General features: G+C 64.4%; 11 protein-coding genes. 2 read left to right on the top strand and 9 right to left on the bottom strand.

From position 1 onward, the window contains the following. Positions 1-84: 84 nt before the first annotated feature. The gene (locus C1725_RS05085) at positions 85-1257 is read right to left on the bottom strand and encodes a malic enzyme-like NAD(P)-binding protein (RefSeq protein ID WP_102410584.1); all 1173 of its coding nucleotides are present in this window, start codon (positions 1255-1257) and stop codon (positions 85-87) included. A gap of 349 nt (positions 1258-1606) precedes the next feature. Between C1725_RS05085 and C1725_RS05080 the strand changes: the two genes are divergently transcribed. Continuing rightward, the gene (locus tag C1725_RS05080; RefSeq protein WP_346026368.1) at positions 1607-4249 is read left to right on the top strand and encodes a cation-translocating P-type ATPase; all 2643 of its coding nucleotides are present in this window, start codon (positions 1607-1609) and stop codon (positions 4247-4249) included. A gap of 103 nt (positions 4250-4352) precedes the next feature. On the opposite strand, the gene C1725_RS05075 is transcribed toward C1725_RS05080, so the two are convergent. The 8 genes from C1725_RS05075 to C1725_RS05040 form a co-directional block, all read right to left on the bottom strand. After that, complete coding sequence (locus tag C1725_RS05075; protein WP_102410583.1) at positions 4353-5333, bottom strand: ROK family protein; 981 nt, start codon at positions 5331-5333, stop codon at positions 4353-4355. A gap of 3 nt (positions 5334-5336) precedes the next feature. Then, the gene (locus C1725_RS05070) at positions 5337-5993 is read right to left on the bottom strand and encodes a D-sedoheptulose-7-phosphate isomerase (RefSeq protein ID WP_346026367.1); all 657 of its coding nucleotides are present in this window, start codon (positions 5991-5993) and stop codon (positions 5337-5339) included. Between the two features lie 20 nt (positions 5994-6013). Beyond that, entirely contained in the window at positions 6014-8431 is a 2418-nt protein-coding gene (locus C1725_RS05065) for a glycoside hydrolase family 38 N-terminal domain-containing protein (protein WP_102410582.1), read from the bottom strand. A gap of 14 nt (positions 8432-8445) precedes the next feature. Then, on the bottom strand, positions 8446-9282 hold the full coding sequence (locus C1725_RS05060) for an ABC transporter permease subunit (protein ID WP_102410581.1): 837 nt from the start codon (positions 9280-9282) through the stop codon (positions 8446-8448). Continuing rightward, positions 9282-10211: an ABC transporter permease subunit gene (locus tag C1725_RS05055; RefSeq protein WP_102410580.1), complete on the bottom strand. Its 930-nt coding sequence runs from the start codon at positions 10209-10211 to the stop codon at positions 9282-9284. The genes C1725_RS05060 and C1725_RS05055 overlap by 1 nt, the downstream gene beginning before the upstream one ends. 106 nt (positions 10212-10317) lie before the next feature. Beyond that, positions 10318-11640 carry an extracellular solute-binding protein gene (locus C1725_RS05050; protein ID WP_102410579.1) on the bottom strand — a complete coding sequence of 441 codons (1323 nt, stop codon included), beginning with the start codon at positions 11638-11640 and terminating at the stop codon, positions 10318-10320. Positions 11641-11955: 315 nt separating this feature from the next. Continuing rightward, the gene (locus C1725_RS05045) at positions 11956-13053 is read right to left on the bottom strand and encodes a GntR family transcriptional regulator (RefSeq protein WP_346026366.1); all 1098 of its coding nucleotides are present in this window, start codon (positions 13051-13053) and stop codon (positions 11956-11958) included. Between the two features lie 154 nt (positions 13054-13207). Beyond that, positions 13208-14233, bottom strand: coding sequence for a CapA family protein (locus tag C1725_RS05040; RefSeq protein ID WP_102410577.1), 1026 nt, complete (start codon positions 14231-14233; stop codon positions 13208-13210). A gap of 158 nt (positions 14234-14391) precedes the next feature. On the opposite strand from C1725_RS05040, the gene C1725_RS05035 reads away from it, so the two are divergent. Continuing rightward, entirely contained in the window at positions 14392-15228 is an 837-nt protein-coding gene (locus C1725_RS05035) for an undecaprenyl phosphate translocase family protein (RefSeq protein ID WP_102410576.1), read from the top strand. Positions 15229-15252 lie beyond the last annotated feature (24 nt).

The raw sequence follows: 15252 nt of genomic DNA, 5'->3' as shown, positions 1-15252 counted from the left end.
GGCAAACGCCCTCCTTTCTCTTTTTGAAAAAGGTGCGGCCGCACGCTTCGGCTCGGAAGGCGGCGGCCTCCCGGGCCGCTTGCGTCAAATCCGGGCCACGCCGCTCTCCCGCGCCGCCTGGGCGACCGCCTCCGCGACCGCCTTGCCCACGCGCGGATCGAAAGCCTTGGGCAAAATGTACTCCGCCGTGCGCTCCGCGTCCGACACCAGCGCGGCGATGGCGTGCGACGCCGCCATCTTCATTTCGTCGTTGATGTCCCGCGCGCGCACGTCCAGCGCGCCGCGGAAGATGCCCGGGAACGCCAGCACGTTGTTGATCTGGTTCGGGTAGTCGCTGCGGCCCGTGCCCACGACCGCCGCGCCCGCGCGCTTCGCCTCGTCCGGGAAGATTTCCGGCACGGGGTTGGCCATCGGGAAGACGATGGCCCCCGCGTTCATCGAGGCGACCATCTCCGCGCTGACGACGCCCGGCGCGCTCACGCCGATGAACACGTCCGCGCCGCGCATCGCGTCCGCCAGCGTGCCGGTCAGGCGCGCGGGGTTCGTGATGCGGCTCATCTGCTCCTGCGCGGGATTCAGCCCTTCCATGCCCTCCGCGATCACGCCGCAGCGATCCACCATCGTGAGGTCTTTCACGCCCAGCTTCAGCAGGTGCCGCCCGATGGCGATGCCCGCCGAGCCCGCGCCGTTGATGACGGCGCGCACCTGGCCGATTTCCTTCTTCACGACCTTGAGCGCGTTCAGCAGCGCGGCGGCCACGACGATGCCCGTGCCGTGCTGGTCGTCGTGGAAAACCGGGATGTCGCAGATTTCCTTGAGCCTGCGCTCGATTTCAAAGCAGCGCGGCGCGGCGATGTCCTCCAGGTTGATGCCGCCGAAACTGCCGGAGATCAGGTAGACCGTGCGCACGATCTCGTCCACGTCCTTGGAGCGCACGCAGATGGGGAACGCGTCCACCCCCGCGAACGCCTTGAACAGCGCGCACTTGCCCTCCATGACGGGCATGCCCGCCTCGGGGCCGATATCCCCAAGGCCCAGCACCGCCGTGCCGTCCGTCACCACGGCGACCAGGTTGTGCCTGCCGGTGAGCGTGAAGGACTTGACGTAGTCGTCGCGGATCGCCAGGCAGGGCTCCGCCACGCCGGGGGTGTAGGCAAGAGACAGGTCTTCGCTGTTTTCAACCTTGCAGCGGGGCACGATTTCCAGCTTGCCCGCCCATTCGTAGTGCTTCTCAAGCGCGCGCGCTTTGATGTCCATGAGGGCGCATCTCCTTTGCATATCACGTTCGGAATCTGTTTCCGTATCAGTATACCGCATTTGATGCCGCATGCGCAAGGGATGCCGGGTCAGCGGAGGCGGACTGACCGCTCCGCTTCTTTTTTCCCGCAACCTTGACACCCCGCGTGCATATTGCTATAATCATCTAAACAAAATATCCCATGAGGGAGTAGTTCCGCGCCGAACTGGCGTGCGGCAGGTCAACATCGCGCTTGCGGGCATCCCCGTGGGCTGGCTTGTCGAAAGAATGAGACTCATGCCGGCTCTCAGCCGTGCAGGGGTCTTTTGTTTTTGCACCAGCTCACCTTTGAGAAAGGGGTATTACATCATGCGTTATGAAATCCAGGAAGCAAAGGACGTGCTCGCGGAGCTTTCCACCGGCCAGGACGGTCTTTCGCCGGATGAGGCCGCGCGCCGCTTTGCGCAAAACGGCCCCAACAAGCTGGCGGAACAGAAAAAGCCCTCGCTGCTCGTCCGCTTCCTCTCCCAGCTGCGGGATCCCATGACCCTCATCCTGCTCGCGGCGGCGGCCGTCTCCGGCTTTACCGCCGCCTACGCCCACGAATCGTTTGCGGACGTGGTCATCATCCTCGCGGTCGTCATCATCAACGCCCTGCTCGGCGTCATTCAGGAGAGCAAGGCCGAGCAGGCCATCGAAGCCCTGCAGGAGATGGCGGCCGCCCAGAGCCGCGTGCGCCGCGGCGGCGAGGTCGTGACCCTCGCCAGCAGCGAGCTGGTGTGCGGCGACATCGTGCTGCTCGAAGCGGGCGACGCCGTGCCCGCCGACGCGCGCATCCTCGAAAGCGCGAGCCTCAAGGTCGAGGAAGCCGCGCTGACAGGCGAATCGGTGCCCGTGGAAAAGCAGGAAGGCGCGCTTAAAGCGGAGGACGGGCGGGACATCCCGCTCGGCGACCGGCGCAACATGGCCTACATGGGCTCCACCGTCGTCTACGGCCGCGGCGTCGCGGTCGTCACCGGCACGGGCATGGGCACGGAGATGGGCAAAATCGCGGGCGCGCTGCAGGACGCGAAGGACGAACGCACGCCCCTTCAGCTGCGCCTTTCGCAGCTCAGCCGCATCCTCTCCCTCGCCGTGCTGGGCATCTGCGCGTTCATCTTCGGGCTGGGCGTGTGGCGCGCCTGGCCGATCGCGGAGGCCGCCGCCCTGATCGACACGTTCATGGTCGCCGTCAGCCTCGCCGTCGCCGCGATTCCGGAGGGCCTGGCGACGGTCGTGACGATCGTGCTCTCCATCGGCGTGACGCGCATGTCCAGGCGCAACGCCATCATCCGCCGCCTCACCGCCGTGGAAACGCTCGGCTGCGCGCAGGTCGTCTGTTCGGACAAGACGGGCACGCTCACGCAAAACCGCATGACCGTCGTGGAACACGCGGGCGCGGACGAGGACGCCACCGCGCGGGCGATGGCGCTCTGCTCCGACGCGCGGCTCGACGCGCACGGCGCCGCCCAGGGCGAGCCGACGGAGGCCGCGCTGGTTCAGTGGGCGGCGAACCGCGGCCTTCAAAAGCACGAGCTCGAAACCGCCGCCCCGCGCGTGATGGAAGCGCCCTTTGACTCCGGGCGCAAGATGATGTCCACCGTGCACGAGGCGGACGGCGCCTTCGTGCAGTACACCAAGGGCGCGCCGGACGCGCTGCTCTCCCGCTGCACGCATGCGATGCGCGGCGGCGAGCGCGTTCCCCTGACCGACGAACTGCGCGGCGAAATTCTTGCGCAGAACAAGGCCTTTGCCGACCGCGCCCTGCGCGTGCTGGCCGCCGCCGAGCGCCGCCACGAAAGCCGCCCGGACGACGCGTCGCCGGAGGCGCTGGAGCGGGAACTCACGTTTCTGGGCCTCGCGGGCATGATCGACCCCATCCGCCCGGAGGCGGCGGAGGCTGTCGCGCGCTGCCGGACGGCTGGCATCCGCCCCGTGATGATCACGGGCGACCACAAGGACACCGCCGTGGCCATCGCGCGGGAACTGGGCATCCTGCATTCGCCGGACGAGGCGATCACCGGCGCGCAGCTCGACGAGATCCCCGACGAACAGCTCTCAAAGGACATCGAGCGCTACAGCGTCTACGCGCGCGTGCAGCCGGAGCACAAGGTGCGCATCGTGAACGCCTGGCGCGCGCTCGGGCGCGTCACCGCCATGACGGGCGACGGCGTCAACGACGCGCCCTCCATCAAGGCGGCGGACATCGGCGTCGGCATGGGCATCACGGGCACGGACGTCACCAAGAACGTCGCGGATATGGTGCTGACGGACGACAACTTCGCCACCATCGTCACCGCGGTGGAAGAGGGGCGGCGCATCTACGACAACATCCGCAAGTCCATCCAGTTCCTGCTTTCCTCCAACCTCAGCGAGGTGGTGGGCATCTTCGTGGCGACGCTGCTGGGCTTCACGCTGCTGCGGCCCGTGCATTTGCTGTGGATCAACCTGATCACCGACACGTTCCCCGCGCTGGCGCTGGGCATGGAGCGCGCGGAGGACGACATCATGCAGCGCCCGCCGCGCGATCCGAAGGAGGGCGTCCTCGCCGGGGGACTTGGCATTGGCGCGCTCTATCAGGGCGTGCTCGTCGCCGCCATCACGCTTTCGGCTTACCTGATCGGCCACTTCATGGAGTCGGGCCAGTGGGCGTTCGTCAACAGCCCCGACGGCATGACCATGGCGTTCCTCACCCTGTCCATGGCGGAGATCTTCCACGCGTTCAACATGCGCTCGCAGCACAGGTCCGTCTTTGCCCTGAAGAGCCACAACCTCGTGCTCTGGGGGGCGATGGCGCTCTCCCTGCTGCTGACGACCGCCGTGATCTACGTGCCCTTCCTCTCGAACGCCTTCGGTTTTGAACACATCTCCCTCGCCGAATACGGCGTGGCGCTGGGCCTCGCGTTCCTCGTGATCCCGGTGGTGGAGCTCGTGAAGCTCGCGCAAAGAAAGCGGGCGGAAAAGAAAAACTGATCTTTTTATGAGACGAAATCAGGCCCGCAAAGTTTGTGGCTTTGCGGGCCTGATAAGGCTATGCTTTCATTTGGGGAGCATAGCCTTCGTTTTTTGCGCGCGATTACTCCGCGTTCAACCCCAGGTTGTAAACGGCCGTCATGATACTGGCCAGGTCGCCCAGCGCTTCGCCGGTCTGCGCGGGCACCACGCGGAGCACCCGGCGGCTGTGGCAGAGCGCTTCCCGCTCCAGCACGCGCTCCATCGACGGGCGCAGGAGCTCCTGCGCCCGCACGAAGATGCTGCCGATTACGACGCACTCCGGGTTCAGCAGGTCGCACAGCAGGGCGATTCCCTGCCCGAGGCGGGCGCCGACCTGCGCGTAAATCGCCCGGGCGGCCTCGCTTCCACCCTTTGCCGCCTCCGCGAGGCTCCTGGCCGTGATGGCCAAGATGCGCTCCTCGTCCGGCGCGAAGTCAAGCGGAGCCCCGCCCGCGGCGGCCTCTCTCGCCGCCGCCTGCGCCAGACGGGCGATGCCGCCGCCGCTGCAAAAGCCCTCAAATGATCCGGCCTTGCCAAAGCCGATGGGGCCGTCGTCCGAAAGCCGGATATGCCCGACCTCCCCCGCCATGTCGCTGGCGCCGATCAGCAGCCGTCCGCCGGCGATGATGCCCGCGCCCATGCCCGTGCCCATGGTGAGGAACACCATATCCTGCGTGCCGCGCCCCGCGCCGAGTTTCCACTCGGTGAGCGCGCAGGCGTTCGCGTCGTTCATGATGAAGGCCGGGAGGCCGTACCGCTCGCGCAGCATCCGCGGCAGATAGATTTCATCCCAGCCCGGCAGGTTGGGCGGCGAGAGAATGACCCCGCGACGGCTGTCGAGCGGTCCGCCGCAGCTCACGCCGATGCCCGCGGGTTCGACCTGCCGGTTGCGCGCGGCAAGCCGCTCGATTCCTTCGCAGAGCTTCTCGTACACCGCAGAAAACCCGCCCTTTTTCGGCGTGTCAAACTGCTCGCGCTCCAGGATTCGGATTTCGCCTTCTACGGATGCAATCAGCACCGCGCACTTCGTCCCGCCGATGTCCAGACCGATGATGCCTTTCATGCTTTACGACGCCCCTCCAAAGAATTCTTCCTCCAGCATCTGGCAGAGCAGATGATATACGACCTGATGGATCTCCTGCACCTTGTAGGTTTCCTCCTGCAGCGCGTGAATGACCGCGTCGCACAGCGCATCCGCCGGGCCCTCCCTGCTGCCCGTCAGGGCGACCGTCCGCACGCCCAGCGCCCGGGCTACGCGAAGCGCATGGAGCACGCTTCTGGAGCCGCCGGAGGTCGTAAGGCCCACGAGCACGTCCCCGGGCTTTCCGTAACCCAGCACCTGCTGGGCAAAGCAGAAGTCCGCCGATACGTCGTTGCAGTAGGCGGTAAAAAGCGCCGTCTGGCTCACGAGGGAGATCGCTTCGATCGGCGATTGCAGGTGCCTTTCCAGGTCCTCCGCCTCTTCCGGGCACAGCGCGGCCAGCCTCTCGCGCACGGGCGCGGGCAGCGGCCGCGGGAGGCGAAAGCTCTTCATCAGCTCCCCGACGATATGCTCGCTGTCCGCCGCGCTGCCGCCGTTTCCGCACACCAGGACCTTGCCGCCCCCGGCGACGCAATCGCTCAGCAGGCCATAGGCTGCGTCAATCGACGCGCGCAGGGGCGCGAGCTCCGGGCGTGCGGCGATGCGTTCTTCCACCAGGAGCGCGCACGCTTCATTCATCATGTGTCCTCATCCTTCCTGCCTCAGGCGCGCCATTCCATGAAGTCGACGCGCGCGCAGTCCTTCGACGGGTCGTCCGGCAGGAGGAGCGTGACGATCTCCCAGGGCTTCAGGCGCACGGGCACGCTCCTCGCGCCGACCTCCAGCGTCGTATCCTCTGCCCGGCCCTCCGCCTCGTAGAGCCGCACGATCATGCCATCCCCCTCCTCCGCGCGCTTCAGGGCCGTCAGGATCACGTGATCCGAGTGCAGCGCGGCAAACGAACGCGCGCGCGGCAGGTCCCCGGGGTGGAACGTCTCGATCAGGTGCTCGGCGGGCTGGTTCAGCTCCAGCGCCCGGCGCACGACGCCGCTCTCCCGCCAGGTCTGAAGGTGCGGCAGGAGGCGATACGTAAAGCTCTGCTCGCCCTGATCGACGACCTGCACGTCCTCCTCCGGCGAAAGCTGATAGGGATCGTGGTGCGCGTAGACCGGGCTTCTGAGCACGGTAAAGCCCACCTTGTTCAGCCGGACGGAGGCGCTGTACTTTCCGTCGTTCAGGATGCCCAGCCCGGCGATCCGCCGGTCGTCCCAGGAGACCTGGCCGCTCACGTCCAGCCACTTCTGATACGCCTCCTCCGACCCGTTCGCCTCGCGGCTCTTGACGCCGAAGGGCACCTCGTAGACCGCGCGCGGCTGCGCCTGGTTGAGCGTGAAGTACAGCTTGAGCGCCCGGCGCCGCTCCTGCCAGTTGACGCGGACGCGGACCTCGATGGTCTCCAGCCCCTCCGTCATCACGAAGTCCTGACGCACGGACGAGCGGCCGTAGCGCGACGTGACGCGCAGCACCCTGCGCACGGGCCCGTCCTCCACCAGGCGGATGCTCTCGGGCTCGAAGGCGCCGATCTCGCGGTCGAAGAAGAGGTTCCCGTGCGCCCAGGTGTCCGTGGGGTCATCCAGCACCGTGGGCACGGCGGACACCCCGCTCAGGAATTCCAGCCTGCTCTGCTTGTCGTAAAGCGAGGCGAGCCCGCCGGTCTTCTCGTCGAAGGCAAGCCGGTACCGGCTGTTTTCGATCTTCAGGCAGGGCGCGCCTTGGATCACCCTGGGGCTGCTCCCCTCCACCTTGCGCAGGCTGTACACGCGGTAGCCCATCGGCGGGAGCTCCGCCACGAACGTCACGCGGAAGACGCCGTTGACCTTGACGTCCGACGGGATCATCTGGCACTCGACTTTTGCGCCCGCGTCGTCCTCCACGCTGATCGTGTAAGGTGTCTGCTGACCGTGAAAACGCCCCTCGATCTCGACGTTCTCGCGCACGGGCCAGGGGTGCGGGTTCATCACGAATGCCGGCAGCGTGTCCTCGTCCTTCGGAATCTCCACACGCCAGCTCAGCGCCTGCATTCCCTGGTTCATCGCCCGGCCGGCGATCGACCGCGCCTCCCCGAACGCGTCCTGCGCGTCCGCGTAGGCCCGGCTGAGGGCCGTTCCGGCAAGGGTGTCGTGAAACTGGTTGAACAGCACGTCCTTCCAGCCGCGCTCAAACGCGCGGCATTCGGGCATCAGGCCCTGCATGAAGGCGATCGTGCTGATCTTTTCGGCCTTCAGCAGCAGGTTTTCCGCGCTGCGGTTCATGCGCTTCACGCCGGAGTGCACGCTGTAGCAGCCCGGTGCGTGGTGCTGCAGGTCGTCGTGCACCACCGGCAGCTCGACGCCGCCCGCCCGCACCTCGGCAAAGAAGGCCGCCGGGTCCGAAAAGGCGATTTCCTCCCCCGCCTCCTGACGCGCGAGGATCGTCCGGATGTTTTCGATGGTCGGCCCGCCGCCGTGGTTGCCCACCCCGTAAAAGCACATCATCCTGTCCGCGGACGCGGGCATTTCCAGCCTGCACGCGTCGATGTGCCCCTCCAGGTCGCGATACGCGCAGTATTCAAACGGAAGCTGAAACGCGGTCACGCGCGATCCGTCGTCGCTCTCCCAGGTGAACAGGCGGGAGGGCAGGTATTTTTCATGCGGCCCCGGCCGCATGAACACGTACGAATCCATCCCCGCGCAACGCAGCATCTGCGGCAGCGTGCCGCAATGGCCGAAGCTGTCGATGGTGTAGCCAACCGTGCAGGTCTTGCCGAACTTCTCCTGAAAGTACCGCTGCGAGATCAGCGCGTGGCGCGCGAACGACTCGTCGCAGGGGATGTTGCAGTCCGGCTCCACATACCACCCGCCGACGATGGCCCAGCGCCCCTCCCGCACCCTGCGGCGAATCTCCTCGAACATGGCGGGGTCGCTGTGCTCCACCCACTCGTACAGCGCCGCGGAGCTCGCGGTAAACACGAAGCCGTCAAATTCGTTCATGCGGTCGAGCGCCGAGCGGAACGTCGCCTTGACCTCCTGCAGGCCCTCGCGCCAGTCCCAGAGCCACACGGGATCGATATGTCCGTTTCCGATCATGTGCATGGTATTCATCGCGAAATCCTCCCTTATCCTTTATTCGCCCCGCTGAGCGCGAAGCCCTGCGACATGTAATTCTGCGCCAGGAAGTACAGCATGAACGAGGGCAGCATGTACAGGATGGAATACGCCGCGAGCGGGCCGAACTCGAGCTGCCCGTAGTAGCCGAAAAAGCTGTAGATCTTGACCGACGCCGGAATCTTCGACGGCGATTGCAGCAGGATGTACGGCGCAAAGAAGCTGCCCCAGCTGTTGATGAACGTGTAGATGCCCACCGTGCACAGCCCCGGAATCATCAGGGGCAGCACCACGCGGCGGATGCACTGGGGCGTGCTCGCCCCGTCCACGCGCGCCGCCTCCTCCAGCTCGACCGGCACGTTGTCCATGAAGTTCTTCATCATCCACACCGCGTAGGGCAGCGAGGTCGCGGCCATGAAAAGCATCGTGCCGGGCAGCGAATCGACGAGGTTCAGGCGGATGAAGAGGTGGTAGGTAGGCACCATGACCGCAGAGATCGGAAGCGAGGTCATGAACAGGAGCACCAGCAAAAAGTGCTGGTTGAATTTGAGGCTGTAGCGCGAAAGCGGGTAGGCCGCGCAGACCGCGCAGAAGACCACGATCAGCATCTGCCCGCCGGAGAGCAGCAGGCCGTTCAGGAACGCGCGCAGGATGCTGCCGTCCGTCAGGACCCGAACGAAGTTGTCCAGCGTAAGCCGATCCGGGATTTTGACCGCCTGCGTGGGCTTGGGCGTCACGGAGGCGAGCACCACCCACAGCAGCGGCAGCAGAAAGGCCGCCGCCACGACCGTCAGCGCGACGTAGCTCGCGGCGCCGGTGATCTGCGCCCTCTTCAATTTCTTCTTCATCACGACGCCCTCCTCCTTTCCCGCGGCTTTCTTTCGCCCTGCAGCAGCTTCAGGTAGCACAGGCTCAATACGATGCCGATGCCCAGGATGATCATGGAAATGGCCGTCCCATAGCCCAGCTGGTAGTTGATGAACGCTTCCTGATACATCAGGATGGAAAGCGTCGTCGTCTTGTTGGAGGGGCCGCCCGCCGTCATGGTGTAGATCAGCGAAAAGACGCCGAGCGTCGCTAGGGTGATGAGCACCAGATTCGTCGCGATCGTGTTCTTGATGAGCGGAATCTTGATGCGCACAAGCTGCGTCAGCGGCGAGGCGCCGTCCACGCGCGCGGCCTCCAGCAGCTCGTCCGGGATGTTGTCCAGCGCGGCCTGATACATCATCATCGAATACGCGCAGCCCTTCCAGATATTCGCGATGATCACGCTGGCCATCGGGAACGTGACCAGCCACGAGATGGGCTTGAAGCCGAGCGCCCTGATGATCGTGTTGAGCGTCCCCTTGTCCGCGAAGAAGGCGGAAAAGCAGATCGCGCAGATGACCTCCGGCGTCACCCAGCCGACGATCACGCTGAGCCCGGCAAAGCGCCTGAACCCGACGGGCTTGTGCTGCATCATGCTCGCGAGCAGGAAGCCGAAGACCATCTGCCCCAGGATCGCGGAAAAGAACAGGAAGATGAACGTGTTCTTCATCGCGATGATGAACTTCGGGTTCTGGAACATGTTGGCGAAGTTGCGGAATCCGACGAATTCAAACGCCTTGGACGCGGAGCCCGTCAGCGTCAGGTTGGTCATTGAATAGCCGACCGTCATAAAAATCGGGATGATGAAGAGCGTGCCGAGCAGCACGAGCGTCGGGAACAAAAAGAGCAGCGTCCGAAAGCCCTGCGATTGATACCACTTCGGCCTTGACGCCTTCCAGGTCTGCGTCATGCGGATTTCCCCCTTCTAGCAAGCGTCTCGTCCCTGCCGCAGGACTGCCATGAAAAGGGGGAGCGGAGGATCTCCGCTCCCCAAAGAGCGTCTCGCGTCAGGTCTTTCAGCGCACGATCACGTTTTCCTCGCCCACCACGCGCTGCATCTCGCTGATGTACTGGTTCAGCGCCTGTTCCACGTTCATGGAACCGGTCGCGATGCTCTCGCACATCTCCTGAATGAGCGTGGAAACCGCAGGATAGTTGTCGTACGTGGGGCGGAAGTGCGTGAACTCCAGGTACGTCGTCGTCAGGTCATAGATGCTGTGTTCCATGGAGGTGTAAGACGGGTCGGCCGCCACGTCCATGCGCGGGGTCATGTCGCCGCTGAGCTGGTTGTTTTCAAGCAGCCCTTCCTTGCTCGCGCAGAAGGCGATGAAGTCCCAGCCCAGATCCTTCTCGTCGCCGTTCTTGCACAGCGCGAGCGTCCAGCCGCCGGACATGGTCGTGTAGCCGGGCTCCTGCCCGAACTGTGTCGGCACCGCCGCGACGCCGATCTCCTCCATCGCCTCCGGCCAGGGGAAGTTGCCCGTCGCGCGCCAGTTGCCGGGCACCCAGCTGCCGTCGATGCCGAATCCCAGGTGCGCGTTCATGCGGATGTCGGAATTGAGGATGTCCTCCACGCGGGAGTTGCTCGCCAGGCTGAAGGGGGTGACCAGCTCCTCGTCCACCGCGGCCTTGAGGAACGTCAGCACGTCGCCGATCGCCTTCTTATCGACCAGCCACTTGCCCTCCTTCGCGTCGTAGAGCTCCACGCCCGTGCCGCTCATCAGGGTCTGGAACGTGCGCATGGAGGTCTGCTCGCCCGTCACCTTGCTCAGATAGAGGAACATGGGGTAGGTTTCCTCGTCCCCCAGCGCCTTGATGGCGCGGGCCGCGTCGAGCATTTCGGCCCAGTCCTTGGGCTGCCAGGGCAGCTCCTTGCCGATCTTCTGCATCAGGGTCTTGCTGTAGTAGAGCACCTGCACGTCCGTAGAGGTGGGAATGCCGTAGACGCTGCCGTCCTCGCCGTAGCCGCCGGCCTTGACCGCCTCTACAAACTGATCCCAATCCGCCCAGTTGGCCACGCGATCGTCCAGCTTCTCCAGATAGCCGGCGGCCGCGTCGGAATTGACCATGAACCCGTCCTCCGTGATGACGTCCGGGCTCGTCTCCGGAGACATCATCATCATGCTCATCTTGGTGTACATGTCGCCGGACGTCGAGGAAATCGGGATGAGCTCCACCTTCACGTCCGGGTGCTGCTCCATGTACTTTTCCGCCATGACCGGAATCCATCGGTTCGTCTCGGAACACGCGACCTGCAGGGTGCTGCCCTCCGCCTGCGCAAAAGAGACCATGCCGAGGCACAGCGCACATACGACGACCCACGTCAACAGTTTTTTCATCTTTCTTTCCTCCCTATCGGTTTGTTGTCTTATTTGGCATGTAACAAAAGAAGCTATCTCCGTCCCCCTTTCATCTGCGGATATTCTGATGATTTACAGGAGCCTCCGCTTGTGCACGTCGGCCAATTACCCCAAATTCTCCGCGTATTTTTGTCGTTTCCGTCCTTTTGTCGCTATTGTATCATGTCGCAAGAAAATAATCAATACATTTATTTCATTTCCGCAAATATTTTGCTCATTTGTATATATTGTCATGTCTTGCAGACGCAAAAAAACCGGACGCGCATCCGCACGTCCGGTTTCCTACCGTCTTCCTTACTGCGCATCCAGCCTGCGAACGGTTCCGCAATCGACGAGGTCCGCATCCACCAGTACGCGGTGCAGCTCCCGATCCCCCTCGCACATCCGCAGCACCAGCTCCATCGCGGTCGCGCAAAGCGCGTCCGCCCGCTGGCAGATGTGCGTAAACTGCCTCTTTCCCGGGTGGCACTGAATCGGGCGGTCGAAGCAGAGCATCGACATGTCCTGCGGAATCCGCATGCCCAGCCGCTCCAGCGCGGCCTTCGCGAGCAGCGCCAGGTTGTACCCAAAGCAATACAGCACGGTCATCCGCGGGTTTGCCCGCACAAAGGCGGCGATCTTTTCGACGTCCTGCTCATAGCCGCCCTGCATTCCGTCGAGCGAATTGACCGTATCCAGCCACGCCACGCCGCCCATCGACGCGTCGGAGCCCATGCAGGCGTCCATCACCCCCAGCGAGCGCTCCGAGGGCGCGGAAAGCTGGTCCCGGTTGGCGCAGATGATGCCGATGTCGCGGTGCCCCTGGGCGATCAGGTATTCCATGCCCTTCCGGGCCGCACGGCGGTGATCCGTGCACACGCTGGACACGGAAACCGCCTTGACCGTCGTGTCCAGCAGGACGACGGGGTAATTGTCGAGCACGAGCGAGAGCAGCTCGTTGCTGTAGGCCTTGTGATAGCTCGGCGATATGATCAGGCCGTCGAAACCGTTCTGGCGAAACTCCTGAATCAGCTTTCCTTCGTTGAGGTAGTTGCCGTCCGAAATCCGGCAGGAAAGGACCGTATGCCGGTTGCAGGTCTTTTCCATGCCCGCGAAGAGCAGCACGTTGAAGTCGTTGAGCAGGTTGGGCAAAATCAGGCCGATATGGCGCACCCGGGACGCCTCCGGGGGTTTTTTATCCTCGGGACGCGCCCGCACGAACGACCCCCGCCCGGCGATCCGCTCCACGATGCCCTCCTTGACCAGCATGTCCAGGCTCTTTTTGACCGTGATGCGGCTGACGCCGTAGCGCGCGACCAGCTCCATCTCCGTGGGCAATGCGTCTCCAATCCCGTAAAAGCCGCTGCGGATTTGTTCCGAAAGCTCCTCATATATCTTCTGATAGAGCGTCATGCTGCGCACCTCATTTGTTGTATTTGATATATCAAATACATTATATCGCATCCGGCGCTTTCTGTCCACCTCTTTCCCGCCGCGCGGGCATCCGCCATCACGCCAAATAGGCGTGGCAGACACCACGCCGAAAGACTCCCGCCGATAAGCCCCGTCAGAGCAGCGTCTCCCCCACCTCGAACAGCTCCGCGGGCACGTCCCTAGAGTAGCGCGCGACCTTTTTTAAAATCTCTTCCGCGCGCTCGCCCCGCACGGGCACGGGCTGAAAGTCCTGCTCGTCGCCCGTCGCGTCGGAAATGCGGCAGGGTATGAGCTTGATGGAGGTGAGGCGTGCGCCTTCCTCCGCCTTTTCCGCGGTGATCTGCACGATCATCGTATCCCAGTCCGGCGGGTCGATGTTTCCGCCGAAGCAGAAGTTCCCCAGGCTGTAAAAGATCGGCACGCCCTTGTAGATCTCGATCCCCTGCAGGATGTGCGGGTGGTGCCCCACGATCACGTCTGCGCCGCCCTGCACGAGCTTGTGCGCGATGCGCTTTTGCTCGATGTTCTGTTCCTTTTCGTACTCGATGCCCCAATGCAGGGAGACGATCACCAGGTCGCACCCGTCCTTCTTCGCCTGCCGGATTTCCCCAAGCAGCCCCGAGAGGCTGTCCAGCTTGGGGGCCGCGCGGCCGAACAGCGCGACGCGGAGCTCGCCGCCCACCTCTACGTAAGCGGGCCGTTTGGTGCCGCAGTAGACGATGTCCTGCGCGTCCAGCGCGCGCAGCGTGTCCTCATACCCCGCCACGCCGTAGTCGTGCGAGTGGTTGTTGGCGGTATTCACCGCCTCGACACCCCCCAGCGGCAAAATTTCCGCATATGACGGCGGCGCGGAGAACACGCACCGCTTGTCGGCCCCCCGCCGCCCGGTCGTAAAGGCGTTTTCCAGGTTCACCAGCGTCAGGTCGTCCGCCTCGAAGATGTCCTTCACGGCGAGAAAGGGCCAGTCGAAGCCCTCTTTTTCGACGCGCTTCACGAAGTGCTCCGCCCGCCCCTCCAGGCCGCGGTTCGTGCCCAGCGTGCAGTCTCCCGCAAACGAGATGCGCACCTGCGCCCGCGCCATGCAGGGCGCAAGCAGCAGGCAAAGCGCGAGCAGCAGCCCCCGCAGGGCGTCCTGCCGTCCCCTCCCCGTCCATCGCATGCGGCGATCCCTCCTCCGGCACTTTGCTTTCTACCCATAAGATGTAAAAGAAGGCCAAAAAGTTTCATCTTTCGCGCCTTTATTTTTATTTACACCGATGGACAGCCGCCCTCGGGTTTGTTATTATGAGCGATATCCTGCACGATGGGAGGAAAACCATGCGAAAGGAAACCTTTTCGACGGTGCTGAAAGGCGTCTGTGTCGGCGGCTCGATGACCGTACCGGGCGTCAGCGGCGGCTCCATGGCCATGATTCTGGGGATATACGACCGGCTGATCTCCTCGGTCAGCTCGCTTTCAAAGGATTTCAGGGGGAATCTTTCGTTTCTCCTGCGCTTCCTGCTGGGTAGCGCGCTGGGCATGGCGCTCTTCGCCCATCCCCTGCTCCTGCTCATCCAGCGTTACCCGCGTCCTATGCTCTTCTTCTTCATCGGCGCGGTGGCGGGCGGCGTGCCGATGATCCTTCAAAAAGCGCAGGTACGCTCGCCGGGTGCGCAGACCGTGCTCTGCCCGCTCGCAGGGGCCGCCTGTGTGCTGGCGCTCTCGCTCTTGCCGGAGGGCCTCTTTCAGGCGCAGGCAGGGCTCGCGGGGCTGCTGCTCGAGGTCGCGGCCGGCGCCGTCGCGCTGGTTCTGCCGGGCATCAGCGTGTCGTACATGCTGCTCATGATGGGGCTGTACGACCGGGTGCTCCAAAACATCGCGGCCTTTAACGTACCGGCGCTGCTGCCGCTGGCGGCTGGCCTCGTCCTCGGCATCCTCGCGACCACCCGCACGCTGGAGCGCGCGATGAACCAGGCCCCCCGGCCGACCTACCTGCTGATCCTCGGCTTCGTCCTGGGCTCCGTGGCAGAGGTCTTCCCGGGGCTTCCCGTGGGCGCCGCGGAGTGGGTGATCTGCCCGCTGATGGCTGCGGGCGGCTACTGCGCCATCGATTTGATCGCGCGCGGAAGCGAAGCGAGGGCGCAGGGCGGCGCGAAACGAGACCCCATCGCCTGACAGGGCGGCAGCCCACGACAGAAA

Source organism: Beduinella massiliensis (assembly GCF_900199405.1).
In the GTDB taxonomy this organism is placed as follows: domain Bacteria; phylum Bacillota; class Clostridia; order Christensenellales; family Aristaeellaceae; genus Beduinella; species Beduinella massiliensis.
This window is presented reverse-complemented; position numbering and strand designations above follow the sequence as displayed.